We start from the raw sequence: 16,837 nt of genomic DNA on the forward strand, positions 1-16,837 counted from the left end.
CTCAGACCGACGCCTTGCCCAGGAGCTCCGCACGGCGCACACCGTAGGAGCGCCAGGGCCGCCACCGGTCCGACCCGGGCGTGCCGTACGGGTCCACATCGGGGTCGCCCAGGGCCCGCATCCGGATCAGCGCCGCCGTGGCGGGGGCGAGGCCGGGCAGCCGCAGCAGCGCCTGTCCGGCCTCGTCCCGGTCGGCGCCCGCGTCCAGCCGTACGGCACCGTCGGCGAGCGCGGCGGCGAGGGCCCGCAGCGGGGGGTCCGACACCGCACCGGCCAGGACGCCCGGCTCGGGGAACACATGGGTGAGCCCGCCGCAGGGCACGTCGAGCACCTTCCCGTACTCCTCGACCAGCTCGCCGGCCGCCACCGGGCCCAGCAGCGCCCGGACGGCGAACTCCTCGGGGTCGGCCGTGCCGGGCGAGCGCAGCCCGGGGCGGGCGGCGACGCCGGGTGCGAGCAGCGGATCGGCCGCCAGCAGCTCGTCCACGGCGTACGGATCGGCGTCCAGGTCGAACAGCCGGCGCAGCCGTTGCACCGCGGTCGTCAGATCGCGCAGGTCGGTGAGGTGGATACGGGCCTCCAGCCAGGCGCCGGCGGAGCGCTCGTCCACCGCGGCGATGCCGGTGCCGTGCGGCAGGCGCAGGGTGCGGCGGTAGGTCCGGCCGCCGGGCTCCCCGCTGACCTCCTCGATCCGGTCGACCGTCTCGGCCGCCAGCAGGTCGAAGACCTCGCGGGCGGCGTACGGCCCCCGGTGCGCGAGCCGGAGCGGGATGCCCGTGGTGCGCGCCTCCCGGACCGCCGCGCCGAGCCCGGTACCCGCCTCGGTCCGCAGCGCGCTCGGGGTGCGGGCGTAGATCTGGCGCACCGTGTCGTTGAACTGCCTGAGGCTGGCGAATCCGGCCGCGAAGGCAATTTCGGTGACGGGCAGCGCGGTGGTCTGGAGCAGGACCCGTGCCGTGTGCGCGCGCTGGGCGCGGGCCAGGGCGACGGGTCCGGCGCCCAGCTCGGCGTTGAGCTGCCGCTGGACCTGCCGTGTGCTGTAGCCGAGCCGGTGGGCGAGGCCGGGGACGCCTTCCCGGTCCACCACCCCGTCGCCGATCATGCGCATGGCGCGGCCGACGACGTCGGCCCGGATGTTCCAGTCCGCGGAGCCGGGCACGGCGTCCGGGCGGCAGCGTCGGCACGCCCGGAAGCCGTTGCCCTGGGCGGCGGCCGCGGTCGGGTAGAAGCGGACGTTCTTCCGCTTGGGGGTGACGGCGGGGCAGCTCGGCCGGCAGTAGATGCCGGTCGTCTCGACGGCGAAGAAGAACTCCCCGTCGAAACGCGCGTCGCGGCTGCTCACCGCCTCGTACCTGGTCTCTTCGTCCATCACATCGTCCAGTGTGCGCCTTCGCGCACCGCGGGACTCGCGGTTTTCGGACGCCGACCACGGGGTCCGCGGCTACCGGGCCCGGCCGCGCTTCGCGTCCATGGCGGCCCGGCCCTCGGCGCCCTTGCGCTTCCAGTCGCGGAGAATCTCCGAGCGGACCCGGGCATCGGTCTTGGCGACGATGCGCTGGTTCTCGCGCAGCAGCTTGCGGTAGCTGTCGAAGCGCCGCTCGGGCAGCGATCCGTCCTCGATCGCGGCGAGGACCGCGCAGCCCGGTTCGGCCTCGTGGGCACAGTCGTGGAACCGGCACCGGCCGGCCAGTTCCTCGATCTCCGAGAAGACCTGGCCCACGCCCGTCTCCGCGTCCCACAGGCCGACCCCGCGCAGTCCCGGGGTGTCGATGAGGACCCCGCCGGACGGCAGGACGAGGAGGTTGCGGGTCGTGGTGGTGTGCCGGCCCTTCCCGTCGACGTCACGGGCGGCCTGCACCTCCATCGCGTCGTGGCCGAGAAGGGTGTTGGCGAGGGTGGACTTGCCCGCGCCGGACGCGCCGAGGAGCACGCTCGTACCGCCGGAGACGATGGCGGCGAACACGTCGACTCCCTCGCCGGTGGCGGAGCTGACGGGCAGCACCTGCACACCGGGCGCGAGCCGTTCGATGTCCTCGACGAGGTGGGCGAGGGTGGCGGGGTCAGGGACCAGGTCGGCCTTGGTCAGGACGACGAGGGTCTCTGCGGCCCCGTCACCGTCCGCCGCCCCGTCGCGGAGCAGCGCGTCACCGCCGGTGCTGGACATGGCCAGCGCCAGGAAGCGCTCCACCCGCCCCAGGTCGAGTTCGACCGCCAGGGAGACACAAATAGCGATGTGGTCGACGTTGGTGGCGAGTACCTGGCCCTCGGAGCGCTTGGACGAGGTGGAGCGGACGAAGGCCGTGCGCCGCGGCAGCAGCGTACGGACGAACTGCGGGTCGCCGTCGGGGTCGACGGCCGCCCAGTCGCCGGTGCAGACGATCCGCATCGGGTCACGGGGCACGACGAACGCGGTGTCCGCGCGGACCGTGCCGTGCGGGGTGACGATGTCGCACTGTCCGCGGTCGACGCGCACCACACGTCCCGGCAGCAGCCCCTGCTCGGCGTACGGGGCGAACTCGGCGGCCCAGGCGTCGTCCCAGCCGTAGGCGGACAGGGGGTGCGACGTCGAGGAGCCCTGAAGAGTGGTGGAGAGAGAAGTGGAGGAAGAGGAGGACGGGACAGACAAGGGAAACCCTTCACAGGGTGGCCCCGGCAGTGCGCACTGCGGCGCGGAGGTACTGAGGTCGGTCAGCCGGCGGCCACGGGGGTGGAATCGATGCTCTTCGGCTTGTGGGCAGCGCCCATCGCGGCGACAGTCATCAATGTCCTCACCTCCGGGTTCACGCACGGTCCGGCACCGGCGGTCTGTTCCGCCGTCCGTCTCGCCGCACACGATAGCTCGCGGTGGCCCGGTGGCGTCAACCGATTAATTCCGGCCGTCCGTTCCGGTGCGGCGCAGGGATGTGGGCCGGGCATCGGCCCGCTCATGGGCCCGGGATATCACGAGTCTCCCCCGATCGGGTGATACGCATGGAGATCGACCGGTCGCGGACGGTTAGGGTGCCGGACATGACCTCCCCCCAGACAGCCTCCGGCACGTACACCCGGGCCCAGTTGGGCACGCTCACCCTCATCGGCTGGAGCGGCGAACACCCCCACAACGGGGAGGACGTCGCCTTCCTGCTCGTCTACTCACTGGGCGACGGCTCGGAAGGACCGGCGACCGGCGAGAGCGCCATGCACATCGCCCTGGAGCGCTGCGGACTCCCCGTCAGCGGCGGCCCGGTGCGCGCCGACGAGACGCCGGGTCTGCCGGTGAAGCTCCTCGTCCAGGCAGGCCAGGCCGTGCTGACCGTCCCTCACTTCTCGGCGCAGTACCCCGTGCCCCCCGAGTGGCTGGCCGCCGCCACCGCGCAGGGCGAGGTGCACGTCATGTTCGCCACCCGCCCGTGGCCGCAGGGCGCCCCGGGGCTCCCGGTCGACGAGGACACCCTGCGGGCGTTCGCGGGCGACCCGGACGTCATCGCGACCTCCGCCCACTGCGTCCTTCCGGTACGCAGCCTGGGCTGAGGAGCCACGGCGCACGGATGCCCACCGCTCCCCCGCGGAGCGGTGGGCATCCGTGCGTCCGGCCGCCCCGGCCACGCGCCGCGGGCGGCCCGGGACTTCCCGGACCGCCCGCGGTGTGTGCTGACTCGGCGTGTGCGCCGGTTCAGTTGTTGCCGATGCCGTTCCCGGAGAGGACCGGGATGTCCTCGACCAGGTGCGAGAGGGCCTCGTCGCCCTTGGCCTGGGTGGAGTTGTCGGCGCACTGCTGGTTCTGCGGCGAGTGCAGGACGTTGATGTCCTGGACCGCGACGGGCACCAGGATGCCCACGAGCGAACCGGCGTTGGCCTTGACCGGGGCGCCGACGCAGAGCTTGTTCAGCGAGCCCTGGACGAGCTGCACCTGCGGGCTGCCGTCGCCCCGGGTCACGCTGTTGCCGAACGAGTCCACGGCACCGTTGCCGTTGACCGACGTGGTTCCCTCGTCGTTGCCGATCGCCATGGCCGAGGGGGCCGCGGCGGCGGACAGGCCGACCAGGGACACGGCAAATGCCGCGCCGGCCATCATCTTCTTCATCACGCTTCACCTTTCGGAGCGTTCCGTTCTGGAACGTACTGATCAACCTCATACCGAGGCTTCGGTTCCGCGGTTCCACTCAAATGGGTTCGATCCGGCGTAAGTTCGACGTCTCGCCGTCAACCCCGGCCGCTCTCGCCCGAGGTGCGCGCTCCGGGGACGAGTCCGCCGGCGGCGGGCGGCGCGGGCTCGTCCGGTACGGCGTCGTCGCGGGCCGCCCGCCACTCCGCGAGGAGCCGGTCGTAGATCGGTGTGCCGTCCTGCGGGTGCCGGTGCGGGTCCCGCCGTCGCTGACTGTCGTACTGGTCCATGAGAAGCCCTTACCCGGTGCGGGTGGAAGCCCCTGCCGCCACTACGGCAACCGGCGCAACGGGGCCGCCCGTCCGGGGGAGCCACCGGTCGCGTCCCCGGACACGACGCGGGGCCGACGCGTCCGGGCGGCCGGAAATCCGGCTGCCACGAGGACGGGTCGGCCCCACGGGCGATCCAGGAACTGCGGGCTACGGGTACGACTAGTCGTTGGCGACACCGTTGCCGGACAGGACCGGGATGTCGTCCAGGATGTGCGAGAGGGCCTCGTCGCCCTTGGCCTGGGTGGAGTTCTCGGTGCACTGCTGGTTCTGCGGCGACGACAGGACGTTGATGTCCTGGACCGCGATCGGGACGGCACCGATCAGCGAACCGATGTTGGCCTTGGCCGGCAGGGCGATGCAGGGCTTGTTGAGCGAGCCCTGGATGAGCGCGAACTGCGGGCTCCAGTCGCCGTGGGTGGCGGAGTTGCCGTAGGACTGCACGGCGCCGTTGCCGTTGACCGAGGTGGTGCCCTGGTCGTTCCCGATCGCCATGGCCGCGGGGGCGACAGCGGCGGAGACGCCGACGAGGGAAGCGGCGACGGCCGCCGAGGCCATAATCTTCTTGATCATGAAAAAAGCCCTTCTGGGGATTTCTGTATGCCCGCCTGTCCGGAGCGACCTGATCAACTCTCGGTGACGGAAATGGTTGTGGCGCTTCACTCGAACGGTGCTTTCGCAATCCGTGCGCTTACGGAATGACGCGGCACCGGAGAAATGCGCATGTCCCGGGGAGGGACGGGAACCGCCGTGGCGGCCGGATCAGCCGCCGAGCGGAAGGCCGCCCACGAGCGGGGCCGCACCCTTGGCCGCACCGGTCGCCTGACCGGCGACCTTGGTGACGGTGCCGTCCTTCTGCAGCGATTCGGCGGCACCGCCCACGGTGTCGACGACCGGGTCGACGGCCTGCGGGGCCGCGGCAACCACCTGGTTGACACCGCCGTCGAGGCTGAAGCTGGGGGCCGTGGCGTTGGTAACGGCGAAGGCGGGAGCAGCCGTTCCGAGAGCAACCACGGAACCGGCGACAAACGCAGCTGTCTTCGCGTACTTCACTTTCGGGTTCCCTTCTGCAGCGGCATCCGTTTCGGTCGCGTCCCCGCGCCGCACCAGCCTTCTTTAGCTGTGACTTCTGCCGCTTTCACCTTGGACAACGAGCCGATTGCGGCCGGGCAACTGCGCCGGTCCGCTTTTCTCGGGACCGCCTGCCCCGGCCACTTCCCGTGACTACGGAAGATTGCATGACTAATCACTGGTTCGGGTAAGAGGGGGGACAGCGGGCGTCATTCGGTGGTGCACTGTCGTTACTCCGTTCCGCGCGCCCGCCCGGATGTCTGCCCCCAGCCGCCGGCGCACCGCGCCCCGGGCCGGTGGAATGCGTCTCCACGCTCCGCCGCATCGAGGAGGGCTGCGAACTCCCGGAACGGAACACAGGAAAGAGGAAAGCCCCGGATCGCATGAAGCGATCCGGGGCAGACCAGTGCCGAACGGATTCGGCGCGCGCGAATCAGGCGTTGACGCAGGTGTTGCCGAAGGCCGGGTTCAGCAGGCCGATGACGTTCACGGTGTTGCCGCAGACGTTGACCGGAACGTGGACCGGGACCTGGACGAGGTTGCCGGACAGCACGCCCGGGGAGTTCAGGGCAGCGCCCTCGGCGCCGGAGTCGGCGAAGGCCGGGACAGCGGCACCCATCGCCATGAGGGTTCCGGCGGCGACGGCGGCGATCTTGGTGTACTTCACTTTCAACCCTTTCTTCGACGGAGTCCGGAGCGGCCACGACTTTCGTGCCGCACGAGCGCGGTCCTGATCACTCGTAACTCCGCCGCTGTAATTCGTAACGATTTCGGGCGGTAAGCGAAACTCTTCAATGAAGAGATTTCCGGGAATCCGCCCGAATGATGCAGTTCGGGTCACCCGGCGTCACTGCCGAGGACAGCAGCAGGCCCGGGCCGCACGGAGGAGGAACGCCGGCGGCCCGGGCCTGGTGACAGCTGGATCAGCTGTTGCCGGCACCGTTACCGGAGAGAACCGGAATGCCGTCCAGGATGTGCGACAGCGGCTCGTCACCCTTGGCCTGGGTGGAGTTCTCGGTGCACTGCTGGTTCTGCGGGGAGGACAGGACGTTGACGTCCTGGACCGCGATCGGGATGAGACCGATCAGCGAACCGACGTTGGCCTTGGCCGGCAGGCCGATGCAGGGCTTGTTCAGCGAACCCTGGACCAGACCGAACTGCGGGCTGCCGTCGCCGTGCGTCTCGGCGTTGCCGAACGACTGCGAAGCACCGTTGCCGTTGACGGAGGTCGTGCCGCCGTCGTTGCCGATGGCCATCGCCTGCGTGGCGCCGAGACCGAGGATGGAGGCGGCAACGGCACCCGTAGCCAGGACCTTCTTGATCACGATGAACCCTTCTCGTACTGGATGCCCCGTACCGGAGCGCACTGACCAACTCGCTTCCGGACGTTTGGTTATCTCCATTCACCCGAATGCCGCGGATGCGCGGACAGCCGTGCGAAAGAGGCCGCGGAATACCGTACGGAGGCACCGGGCGAACGCATTTGCGTAGTCCGTCCGGGTGGTCACAGGAAATTCACTGGTTTCACGTTTCCCTCCCACGCGGGCGTCGTTATGGGTTCGTCAAGCTCGCCCCGACGGGACGCCGCCACATGCGCCGGCAGACCCGCCGGTTACTGCACCGCCTGATGAATGAACTGCGGGTCAACACCGCCCGCGCGAAATGTCCTAGGAAAGGGCAACCCATGCGAAAAGCCTTGAGTAAAAGCGTGCTCGTCATGGCGGCGGCGTCAGGCATCCTGACCGCCTCCGGCGGTTACGCGTTCGCCGACGCCTCGGCCGACGGTGCAGCTGTCGGTTCGCCCGGGGTGGGTTCGGGCAACGCCGTCCAGGTCCCGGTGCACATTCCCGTCAACCTGTGCGGCAACACGGTCAACGTGATCGGTGCGCTGAACCCGGCGTTCGGCAACGAGTGCGAGAACGAGGGCGGTGACGCCGCGGCCGGCGACGCCCAGGGCGCGGACGCCGACGGTGTCGCCGCCAACTCCCCCGGCGTGCTGTCGGGCAACCTGATCCAGGCGCCGGTCGACGTCCCGGTCAACGTCTGTGGCAACACGGTCAACGTGGTCGGTGCGCTGAACCCGGCGTTCGGCAACGAGTGCGAGAACGAGTCGGGTGGTGGCGACACCCCGAAGCCCCCGCACCACCACAAGCCGCCGAAGACGCACAAGCCGCCGAAGCACCACCACGAGCACGAGCACGAGTGCGCGTGCCCGCCCGGGCACCACCACAACCCGCCGAAGCCGCCGAAGCCCCCGAAGCACCACCACGACCACAACTGCCCGCCCAGCCACCACCACAACCCGCCCACCCACAACCCCCCGACCCACAACCCGCCCACGCACAACCCGCCGACGCACACCTGGCACCCGCACAACCCGCCGACGCACACCTGGCACCACACGCCGTCGAAGCACCACAAGCCGCCGCAGATGGCGCACACCGGCGCCAATGACAACCTCGGCATCGCCGGTGGCGCCAGCGCCGCCCTGGTCCTCGGTGGCGGTCTGCTCATGCGCCGCAGCCGCGCCTCCCAGAGCTGACGCTCCCCCACGCGCAGGAAGGTCCGGCCGGACAGCCCCAGGCTGTCGGCCGGACCTTCTCGTTGCGCGGTGTCCGCGCCGCTCAGACGGTGGAGAGACCGGCGCGCTCCAGGCAGCCGGCGACGGCCGCGGTCTCCGCCGCGTCCAGCCGGCGCATCGGCGGGCTCATCACGTTGGTGGTGATGATCCCGCGCAGCATCAGCGCGGTCTTGAACGCGCCGAGTCCGGCCGCAGTGGCGGACGCGGTGCCGGGGCGGGCGGCGCGGATGATGTCGAAGAGCGCGACGAGACGGTCCTGTTCGGCCCTGGCCGCCGCCCAGTCACCGCGCACCGCCGCCTCGTGCAGGCGTACGTACCCGTGCGGGTCGACGTTCCCGAGACCCGGGACCGATCCGTCGGCGCCGCCCAGCATCATCGCGTCGACGACCAGCTCATGGCCGGTGAGGACGGAGAAGTCCGGCAGCTCCCGGGCGCCGATGACCAGCCGGCGGAACGATCCGTCGTCGCCGCTGGAGTCCTTCACACCGGCCAGCACACCGTCGGCGGCGAGCGGCAGCAGCAGTTCCGGGTCGAGCTTGCTGTGCACGCAGACCGGCACGTCGTACGCCAGCAGCGGCAGGTCCACGGCGGCGGCGATGTCCCTGAAGTGCCGGTCGATCTCCAGGTCGTGGGTGCGGGTGTAGAAGGGCGCCGTGACGACGACGGCGTCCGCGCCGAGTTCGGCGGCCCGGTTCGCGCGCTCGACGGCCCGGTTGGTGGTGGTCTCGATCGCGCCGACGAGGACCGGCACCTGGCCGGCGGCCGCGGCCGTGATGACCTCGATGACGTCGTCCTGCTGTCCCGGCGTCAGATAGGCGGTCTCGCCGGAGCTGCCTAGGGCGAAGAGCCCGCTGACACCGCCGTCGAGGAGATGCCCCACGACCCGCTCCAGGGACGGGCGGTCGAGCTCGCCGTCCGCGGTGAGCGGAGTGACGACGGGCGGGATCACTCCCGAGTAGCGGGGGGTTCGGGCGGTCATGCGGTGCTCCTTGCGGACGGTACGGGGGTCGGGTCCCCGGAGGGGGACGCGGTGGTCTGGGGGTGGACGCAGTGCCAGCGGTGCTCGCCGGACCCGATGGTCTCCGCGGGGAAGACCGTGGAGCACTCGGCGTCGGCCTTCCAGCAGCGGGTGCTGAACGGGCAGCCGGGCGGCGGCTCGGTGGCGGAGGGCACCGGGCCGGTGAGCACGATGCGCCGGGTCGTCTCCATCAGGCTGGGCGTCGCGGAGAGCAGTGCCTCGGTGTACGGGTGCGAGGGGGCGCCCGCGACGTCGGCCGCGCGCCCTTCCTCGACGATGCGGCCGAGGTAGAGGACGGCGATGCGGTCGGCGAGATAGCGCACGGTCTGGATGTCGTGCGAGATGAACACCATCCCGAGGCCGAGGCGTTCGCGCAGGTCGACGAGGAGGTTCAGCACCTGGGCGCGGACCGAGACGTCGAGCGCGGAGGTGGGTTCGTCGGCGACGATCAGCTCCGGTTCGAGGGCCAGGGCACGGGCGATGGCGACGCGCTGGCGCTGGCCGCCGGAGAGCTGTCCGGGCAGTGCGGCCAGGGTGTGGCCGGGGAGGCCGACCAGGTCGAGGAGTTCCTCGACCCGGGCCTCGCGCTCCTCCCGGGTGCCGCGGCGGTGCACGTCGAGCGGGTCGCGCAGGATCTGGCGGACCGTGAGCCTCGGGTTGAGCGCGGTGGACGGGTCCTGGAAGACGACGCCGACGGCGGAGCCGAAGCCGCCGCGCCGCTCGGCACCCGTCATCCCCCACAGGTCGCGCCCGTGGAAGAGGACCTCGCCCTCGGTGGGCTTCTGCAGTCCGGTCAGCACCCGGGCCAGGGTCGACTTGCCGCAGCCCGACTCGCCGACCAGACCGACGATCTCGCCGCGCCCGACCTCCAGCGTGGCGTCGGTGAGCGCGTGGACGGCGTCGCGCCTGAACAGGCCTCCGCTGCGTGCCTTGTGGCGTACGTGCACGCCGTTGAGCCTGATCACAGGGCGCTCCCTTCCAGCTTCTTCGCGGCGGCACCGGCCGGGTGGTGGCAGGCGAAGCCGTGATCCAACGCGCTGCCGCGCCCGGTGAGTGCGGGGGTGGTGGTGCGGCAGAGCTCGGTCGCCGCGCCGCAGCGGCCCGCGAACCGGCATCCGGCGCCGAAGCCCTGGGGAGCGGGGACGACGCCGCGGATCTGGTGGAGCCGCTGGGCGCCGGCCTCCAGGGAGACGACGGAGCCGAGGAGTCCGCGGCTGTAGTGGTGGGCGGGGTCGGTGAGGACCTCCCGGGTGTCGCCGGCCTCGGCGAGCCGTCCCGCGTACATGACGGCGACCCGGTGCGAGAGGTCGCCGACCAGGGCGAGGTCGTGCGAGACCAGCACCATGGCGAAGCCGAGTTCGTCGCGGAGCCCGATGAGGAGTTCGACGACCTGGGCCTGGACGGTGACGTCGAGTGCGGTGGTCGGCTCGTCCGCGATGAGCAGGCGGGGGCTGCGGGACAGGGCCATCGCGATGAGCACGCGCTGGCGCTGGCCGCCGGAGAGCTCGTGCGGGTAGCTGCGCAGGGTGCGTTCGGGTGCGAGGCCGACCAGTTCCAGGAGTTCGGCCGGCGTCTTCGTACCGCCGCGCGAGGTGAGCTGCCTGAGCTGGGTGCCGACGAGCACGGAGGGGTTGAGGGAGGAGAGCGCGTCCTGGTAGACCATCGCGATCTCGGGGCCCATCAGGGCGCGGCGTTCCTTGGGCGGCAGCTTCAGCAGGTCCCGGCCGCGGTAGAGGATCTCGCCGCTGACCTCGGCGTTGCGGGCGAGGAGGCCCATGACGGCAAGGCTGGTGATGGACTTGCCGCAGCCGGACTCGCCGACCAGGCCGAGGGTCTCGCCCTCGCGGACGGTGAGGTTCAGCCGGTCCACGACGGGGATGTCGCCGTAGCGGTCGGGGAAGCGGATGGCCAGGTCGCGGACGACGAGGAGTTCGCCGGCGTCGGCGCGGACCGGGGTGATGGCGGGCTCGGTGGCGTTGATGTGCGCGGCGAGCCGGGAGAGGGCCGCGTCGATGTCGACGGTGGCGGCGGCCTCGACCGGGTCCGGTGCGGTGGCGGTCGCGGGACCGGCCGCGGCTCGGGGGTTCCTGGGCGCAGCGGAGGCGTCGGTGAGGCCTTCGGAGAGGATGTTGAGCGCGAGGACCGTGATCAGCAGGGCGAGACCGGGGAAGAAGGTCGCCCACCAGCCGCCCGCCAGGAGGATCTGCCGGCCGTAGGCGAGCACGCTGCCCCAGCTGGGGTCGGGGTCCTGCACGCCGGCGCCGATGAAGGAGAGGCTGGCCTCGAAGATGATGGCCTCGGCGACCATGACGGTCGCGAAGACCATGACCGGGGCCATGCAGTTGACGGCGACGTGCCGGAGCACGATGTAGCCGCGCCGCGCGCCGATGACCTTCTCGGCGGCGACGTAGTCCTCTCCGTACTGCGAGAGCACGTTGGCGCGCACGACGCGGGCCAGCGAGGGGGTGTACACGAAGGCGATGGTGAAGATGATCACCGGGAGGCTGGTGCCGAACACGGCGACGAGGACGGCCGCGAGCGCGATCGGCGGGAACGACATGACGACGTCGAGGGTGCGCATGACGGACTCGTCGCCGAGTTTGCGCGAGGTGGCGGCGAGCGAGCCGAGCAGGGACCCGGCGACCAGGGCGCAGGCGGTGGCGCCGAGGCCGATGACCAGAGAGTAGCGCGAGCCGTGCACGACGCGGGCGAACACGTCGCGGCCCGCGCGGTCGGTGCCGAACCAGTGCGCGCCGCTCGGGGCCTGTACGGGGTTGCCGGTGGCGAGCGGGTCCTGGGTGAGCAGCGGGGCGAGTACGGCGCCGAGGACGACGACGATCAGGACGCCGAGGGCGACGCGGGAGGTTGCCGGGAGGGCGCGGAAGGCGACGCCCGGTCGGGAGAGTTTGGTGGCCAGACGGCCCGTGGCGAACATGTCACACCGTCCTGATGCGCGGGTTGACCAGCAGGTAGAGCAGGTCGACGATGACGTTGACCACCAGGAACGCGATGGCGATGGTCAGTACGGTGCCCTGGACCAGGGCGACGTCGCCTCCGGTGACACCTTCGAGGATGAGCTTGCCCATGCCGGGCAGGTCGAAGATCGCTTCGATGACGACGGCGCCGCTGAGCAGGTAGCCGACCTTGACCCCGAGCACGGTGAGCGGGGTGACGAGTGCGTTGCGCAGTACCGAGCGGATGACCAGGAGGACGGGCAGGCCGTTGCCCTGGGCGGTGCGGACGTAGTCCCGGTCGAGTTCGGTGACCATCGCGGTGCGGATGAGGCGGGCGAGTGACGCGGCGACGGGCACCGCGAGGGACACCGCGGGCAGGATCATCGTGCGGAGCCAGCCGCTGAACGAGTCGGCGATGTTGGTGTAGCCGCCGGTCGGGAAGAGCTGGGTGTTCAGTGCGAACTGCTGGATGAGCAGGACGCCGAGCCAGAACGATGGGACGGCGACCCCGGCCATGGAGAGCACCCGGAAGAGCTGGTCGGGCCAGCGGTCGCGGTACATCGCGCCGAGGACGCCGCCGATGACGGCGAGGACGATGGCGATGACGAGCCCGAGGACGGTGAGCTGAAGGGTGAGCGGGAAGGCGGCGGTGATCCGGTCGGTCACGGGCTGGCTCGGCGGCACGGTCGACCCGAGATCGAAGTGGAGCAGCCGGCCGAGGAAGTGGAAGTAGCGGACGGGCAGCGGGTCGTTGAGCCCGTTGGCCTCCGCGAAGGCCTCCCGTGCTTCAGGTGTCGCGCTGTCCCCGAGCGCGTTGAAGGCCGGGTCGACCGGCGAGAACTGCAGCACCACGAAGACGAGCAGCGCGATACCGAGGATCATCACCGGCATCATCGCGACGCGGCGCAGCGCGAGCCGGAGAAAAGCAACCATCGTCGGGTTCCTTGCGGTTGGGCGGTCGTCCGGTCCGGGGCACCCGGGGTGTGCGGTGTCCCGGACCGGGTTGTCGGGCGCGCGGCGGGGGCTCCGGTGCGGGGACCGGGGCGGCCGGGTCGCGGCCTGGCCGTGGGCGGCCGGTGCGGGCGGCTGCCCACGGTCCGGTCAGGCGCGGCTGACGTCGAGGAAGGACAGGCCGGTGGTGGGCAGCGGCTTGAAGCCGGTCAGGCCCTTCTCGTTCCAGGCGGTGGGCAGCTTGCGGTGGAGGATCGGGTAGAGCGGGACCTCGTCGGCGACGAGGTCGGTGATCCGTCCCCACAGTTCCTTGCGGGCCGCCTCGTCGCCGGCCCGGGCTGCCTTGTCGAGCAGCTGCTTGACCTGCTTGTACTCGGCGGACCCGGACCAGCCGTAGCGCTTCTCCGGCCAGAAGCCGTAGTAGAACCAGCGCATCAGCAGGTCCACGTCGTTGCCGAAGACGGAGGGGTCGCCGGGGGCGACGAGGACCTCGAAGTCCCCGCTGTCGACCTTGGCGTACTGGGCGGCGGACTGGGCGATGCCGAGGGTGGCCTCGATGCCGGCGGCGGCCCAGCTCTCCTTGATGAGCGGGGCGATGTCCTTGACCCAGCCGGTGTCGGTGGTCAGTACGGTGAACCTGAGGTTCCGCACGCCCGCTTCGGCGAGCAGCTGCTTCGCCTTGGCCACGTCGTGGGTGTAGACGGTGGCGGCCTTGTGGTAGTCGGGGTGCGTCGGGGGGACGTAACCGGTGGCGGCCGTCGCGTTCCCGACCATGGCGGTCTTGATGATCTTCTCGGTGTCCAGCGCGTAGTGCAGCGCCTGGCGGACCCGCTTGTCGGCGAACCGCTTGTCGGCGGTGTTGAACATCAGGAAGAGCAGGCCGAAGGACTGCACGGACTCGGTCTTCGCCGTGCCGGAGAGCCCCTTCACATCGATGTACGGGACGTCCTCGATGGCCTGGACGCGGCCGGACTGCATGGCGCTGACGCGGGCCGACTGGTCGGATATCAGGCGCCAGATCATCTGCTTGGCCTTGGCGGGGTGCGCGCCGTTGTACTTGTCCCACTTCTCGAAGACGATCTTGTCCTCGCGGGTCGCGGAGACGAACTTGTACGGTCCGGAGCCGACGGGCCTGGCGTCGAATCCCTTGACGTCCGCCTCGACGATCTTCTTCGGCACGATCCGGGCCACGGCGATGCGGGACGGGAAGAGCGCGAAGGGGTACTTGAGCTTGAACTCCACCGTGCCGGCGTCGACGGCCTTCACGGTGTCGATGAAGGGCACGAACTGTGCCATCAGGGAGGCGTTCTCAGGGTCCAGGATGCGTTCGAAGCTGAACACGACGTCGTCGGCGGTGACGGCGGATCCGTCGTGGAAGGTCGCGCCCTTGCGCAGCGTGGCACGGTACGTCGTGGCGTTGATCTTCTCCGGCATCCCGGTGGCGAGCGCGGGCCGCGCCACGAGTGTTGCCGGATCGAGATCCACCAGCCCCTCGAAGATGTGCATATTGGCGGCGTACGGGGTCGCGCCCGAGGTGATCATCGGGTCGAAGCCGGTCGACAGCGGGTAGGACAGGCCGGCCTCGATGAGACCGCTGTCGCCGCCCTTGTCCGTCGAGCCGTTGGTGGTCGAGGACGGTCCGCCGCACGCGGAGAGGCCCGCGGTGATGGCGGCCGCTGCACCGACGGCACTGGTGTAACGCAGGAAGGTGCGGCGCTCGACACCGGCTGATCTCAGCTCGGGCACGGGTCCTCCAGGGACTTGAGGTGGGGCGTCGTGGGTAAAGCCGGGGGGTTTGGCTCAGATTCACGGGGACCGCGGAACCTGAAGCATCAGACGTCAGATGTCTGATGCCTTGATAGCGTGGGAACGTAGCTTGACAATCGAGAGGGGTCAAGAGGTGGGGAGTTCACATATGTCCGGAACGAGGCCCGGCCGGCAGCTGCTCCGGCAGGAAGTCGTCGACGGCATCAAGCGGTACATCCTCGAAGAACGGCTTCGTCCCGGTGACCCGCTGCCCACCGAGCCCGCCCTGTGCGAGGCACTGGGCGCCAGCCGTTCCAGCGTCCGCGAGGCCGTCAAGATCCTCAACGCGCTGGACATCGTCGAGGTCCGTCACGGACACGGCACCTACGTGGGCCGGCTGAGCCTGTCCGCACTGGTGGAGAGCCTCACCTTCCGCGGACTGCTCTCCCCCGACGACGACTTCCAGGTGATGGCCGACCTGGTCGACGTGCGCGAGCTCTTCGAGCGCGGGATGGCCGACCGGATCGTCTCGACGCTCACCCCGGACCAGCTGGACGCCCTGGACGGCCTGGTGGCCACCATGCGCGAGACCGGGGCCCAGGAGGGCCACGGTTTCGTCGACGCGGACCGCGCCTTCCACGCCCTGCTCGTCGCCCCGCTCGGCAACGACCTCATCGGCCAGCTGTCGATGGCGTTCTGGGACGTGTACGCGATCGTCGCGCCGCACCTGGACGGATTCACGCACGCCGACGAGACGGCGACGATCGCGGCCCACCAGAACATCGTGGACGCCGCCCGGGCCGACGACATCGCCGGGTTCATCAAGGCGCTCGGCGAGCACTACGCCCCGGTCAGGCGGCGGATCTCCGAGGCCCGCGCCCGGGGCTGAACCTCCCGCCCCGGCCGCCCGGGAGCGGCGGAACCGGCCCGGCGGACCCTTGACGGCCCCCGCCAGGGGTGCCTAGGGTCCGTGTGCCGACAGGACATCTGACGTCATCCGTCTGATGACCGGTGCATCACCTCGATGCCCGGTGCATCCCGCTGACCGGTGCGTCACCTCGCACCCGGCACTTCCCGCCGCGCCCCCAGGAGGGCACCTCCATGCCGTTGACGGACCTCTCGCTCGCGGACTGCCGCGACTACCGGCCGACGCTGCCCGTTCCCGCGGACTTCGACGTGTTCTGGTCGCGGACCCTGGACGAGGCCCGGTCCTGCGCGTCGGACAAGCCCGTGTTCACCGCGGTGGAGAACGGGCTCGCCCGGATCCGTACGTACGACGTGACGGTTCCCGGCTTCGGCGGGCAGCCGGTGCGCGGCTGGCTGCGGATGCCGGCCGGGGCGGACCGGCCGCTCGGCTGTGTCGTGGAGTTCCTGGGGTACGGCCGCGGCCGGGGTCTGGCGCACGAGAACCTGCTCTGGGCGTCGGCCGGGTACGCGCACCTGCTGATGGACACCCGCGGGCAGGGCTGGTCGGCGGCCGGCGGCGACACCGCCGATCCGGACGGCGGCGCGCCCGGAGTCGTACCGGGCTTCCTCACCCGGGGCATCGAGAGCCCCGAAACGTACTACTACCGGCGGCTGTTCACCGACGCGGTGCGGTGCGTCGACGCCGCGCGCAGCCACCCGGAGATCGATCCGGACCGGATCGTGGTGACCGGTGTCAGCCAGGGCGGCGGGATCGCGCTGGCGGTCTCGGGGCTGGTCCCCGGGCTGGCCGGCGTGATGCCGGATGTGCCGTTCCTCTGCAACTTCCGCCGCGGGGCCGAGATCTCGGGCCGTCCGCCGTTCACCGAGATCGCCGCGTACCTCAACCTCCACCGCGACCGCACGGAGTCCGTTTTCGCCACGCTGGCGTACTTCGACGCGGCGCTGCACGCCACCCGGGCCACGGCTCCCGCACTGTTCTCCATCGCGATGATGGACGACATCTGCCCGCCCTCCACCTGCTTCACCGCCTACAACGGCTACGCCGGGCCCAAGGACGTCACGGTCTACGCGTTCAACGGGCACGAGGGCGGCGCCGAGTACCAGCAGCGGGAGCAACTGGCCTGGGTGCACTCCCTGTTCGCAGGCCTGCCGTCGGGGCAGGCCGGCCACTCCTGA

16 protein-coding genes and 2 pseudogenes are annotated in these 16,837 nt (G+C 70.9%); 5 read left to right on the forward strand and 13 right to left on the reverse strand.

The annotated features are described in order from the left end of the window. Position 1 precedes the first annotated feature (1 nt). Both OG521_08325 and rsgA read right to left on the reverse strand, forming a co-directional pair. Positions 2-1,369, reverse strand: a complete 1,368-nt coding sequence (locus tag OG521_08325; protein ID WUW26610.1) for a helix-turn-helix domain-containing protein — start codon at positions 1,367-1,369, stop codon at positions 2-4. Positions 1,370-1,441: 72 nt separating this feature from the next. Further along, complete coding sequence (gene rsgA / locus OG521_08330; GenBank protein ID WUW20799.1) at positions 1,442-2,626, reverse strand: ribosome small subunit-dependent GTPase A; 1,185 nt, start codon at positions 2,624-2,626, stop codon at positions 1,442-1,444. A 383-nt stretch (positions 2,627-3,009) separates the two neighbouring features. Here rsgA and OG521_08335 point away from each other — a divergent pair, with 383 nt between their 5' ends. After that, a complete protein-coding gene (locus OG521_08335; GenBank protein WUW20800.1) occupies positions 3,010-3,510 on the forward strand; it encodes a DUF5949 family protein in 501 nt (166 codons plus the stop codon). A 142-nt stretch (positions 3,511-3,652) separates the two neighbouring features. Here the strand turns inward: OG521_08335 and OG521_08340 are convergent, their stop codons facing one another. The 6 genes from OG521_08340 to OG521_08365 form a co-directional block, all read right to left on the reverse strand. Then, positions 3,653-4,066 (reverse strand): rodlin, encoded by a 414-nt coding sequence (locus OG521_08340; GenBank protein ID WUW20801.1) that lies wholly within the window; start codon positions 4,064-4,066, stop codon positions 3,653-3,655. A gap of 116 nt (positions 4,067-4,182) precedes the next feature. Continuing rightward, the gene (locus OG521_08345) at positions 4,183-4,374 is read right to left on the reverse strand and encodes a hypothetical protein (GenBank protein WUW20802.1); all 192 of its coding nucleotides are present in this window, start codon (positions 4,372-4,374) and stop codon (positions 4,183-4,185) included. A gap of 201 nt (positions 4,375-4,575) precedes the next feature. Beyond that, positions 4,576-4,986: a rodlin gene (locus tag OG521_08350; protein WUW20803.1), complete on the reverse strand. Its 411-nt coding sequence runs from the start codon at positions 4,984-4,986 to the stop codon at positions 4,576-4,578. Positions 4,987-5,175: 189 nt separating this feature from the next. Beyond that, positions 5,176-5,466 (reverse strand): hypothetical protein, encoded by a 291-nt coding sequence (locus OG521_08355; protein WUW20804.1) that lies wholly within the window; start codon positions 5,464-5,466, stop codon positions 5,176-5,178. Between the two features lie 451 nt (positions 5,467-5,917). Beyond that, positions 5,918-6,109: a chaplin gene (locus tag OG521_08360; protein ID WUW26611.1), complete on the reverse strand. Its 192-nt coding sequence runs from the start codon at positions 6,107-6,109 to the stop codon at positions 5,918-5,920. A gap of 298 nt (positions 6,110-6,407) precedes the next feature. Further along, positions 6,408-6,809, reverse strand: coding sequence for a rodlin (locus OG521_08365; GenBank protein ID WUW20805.1), 402 nt, complete (start codon positions 6,807-6,809; stop codon positions 6,408-6,410). A gap of 392 nt (positions 6,810-7,201) precedes the next feature. Between OG521_08365 and OG521_08370 the strand changes: the two are divergent. Both OG521_08370 and OG521_08375 read left to right on the forward strand, forming a co-directional pair. Continuing rightward, positions 7,202-7,408: pseudogene (locus tag OG521_08370) on the forward strand (chaplin). A 33-nt stretch (positions 7,409-7,441) separates the two neighbouring features. Further along, positions 7,442-7,594: pseudogene (locus tag OG521_08375) on the forward strand (chaplin). Positions 7,595-8,108: 514 nt separating this feature from the next. Here the strand turns inward: OG521_08375 and OG521_08380 are convergent. From OG521_08380 to OG521_08400, 5 genes are all read right to left on the reverse strand, one after another. Continuing rightward, positions 8,109-9,044, reverse strand: a complete 936-nt coding sequence (locus OG521_08380) for a dihydrodipicolinate synthase family protein (GenBank protein ID WUW20806.1) — start codon at positions 9,042-9,044, stop codon at positions 8,109-8,111. Then, positions 9,041-10,048, reverse strand: coding sequence for an ABC transporter ATP-binding protein (locus tag OG521_08385; GenBank protein ID WUW20807.1), 1,008 nt, complete (start codon positions 10,046-10,048; stop codon positions 9,041-9,043). The genes OG521_08380 and OG521_08385 overlap by 4 nt, the downstream gene beginning before the upstream one ends. Beyond that, positions 10,045-12,018, reverse strand: coding sequence for a dipeptide/oligopeptide/nickel ABC transporter permease/ATP-binding protein (locus OG521_08390; protein WUW20808.1), 1,974 nt, complete (start codon positions 12,016-12,018; stop codon positions 10,045-10,047). The genes OG521_08385 and OG521_08390 overlap by 4 nt, the downstream gene beginning before the upstream one ends. A 1-nt stretch (position 12,019) precedes the next feature. After that, positions 12,020-12,970, reverse strand: a complete 951-nt coding sequence (locus tag OG521_08395) for an ABC transporter permease (protein WUW20809.1) — start codon at positions 12,968-12,970, stop codon at positions 12,020-12,022. A 168-nt stretch (positions 12,971-13,138) separates the two neighbouring features. Next, positions 13,139-14,734 (reverse strand): ABC transporter substrate-binding protein, encoded by a 1,596-nt coding sequence (locus tag OG521_08400; GenBank protein ID WUW20810.1) that lies wholly within the window; start codon positions 14,732-14,734, stop codon positions 13,139-13,141. A 169-nt stretch (positions 14,735-14,903) separates the two neighbouring features. Here OG521_08400 and OG521_08405 point away from each other — a divergent pair, with 169 nt between their 5' ends. Both OG521_08405 and OG521_08410 read left to right on the forward strand, forming a co-directional pair. Beyond that, positions 14,904-15,623: a GntR family transcriptional regulator gene (locus OG521_08405; protein ID WUW20811.1), complete on the forward strand. Its 720-nt coding sequence runs from the start codon at positions 14,904-14,906 to the stop codon at positions 15,621-15,623. A gap of 212 nt (positions 15,624-15,835) precedes the next feature. Further along, positions 15,836-16,837 carry an acetylxylan esterase gene (locus OG521_08410; protein ID WUW20812.1) on the forward strand — a complete coding sequence of 334 codons (1,002 nt, stop codon included), beginning with the start codon at positions 15,836-15,838 and terminating at the stop codon, positions 16,835-16,837.

The sequence above is a fragment of the Streptomyces sp. NBC_01463 genome, from assembly GCA_036227345.1.
GTDB lineage: Bacteria > Actinomycetota > Actinomycetes > Streptomycetales > Streptomycetaceae > Streptomyces.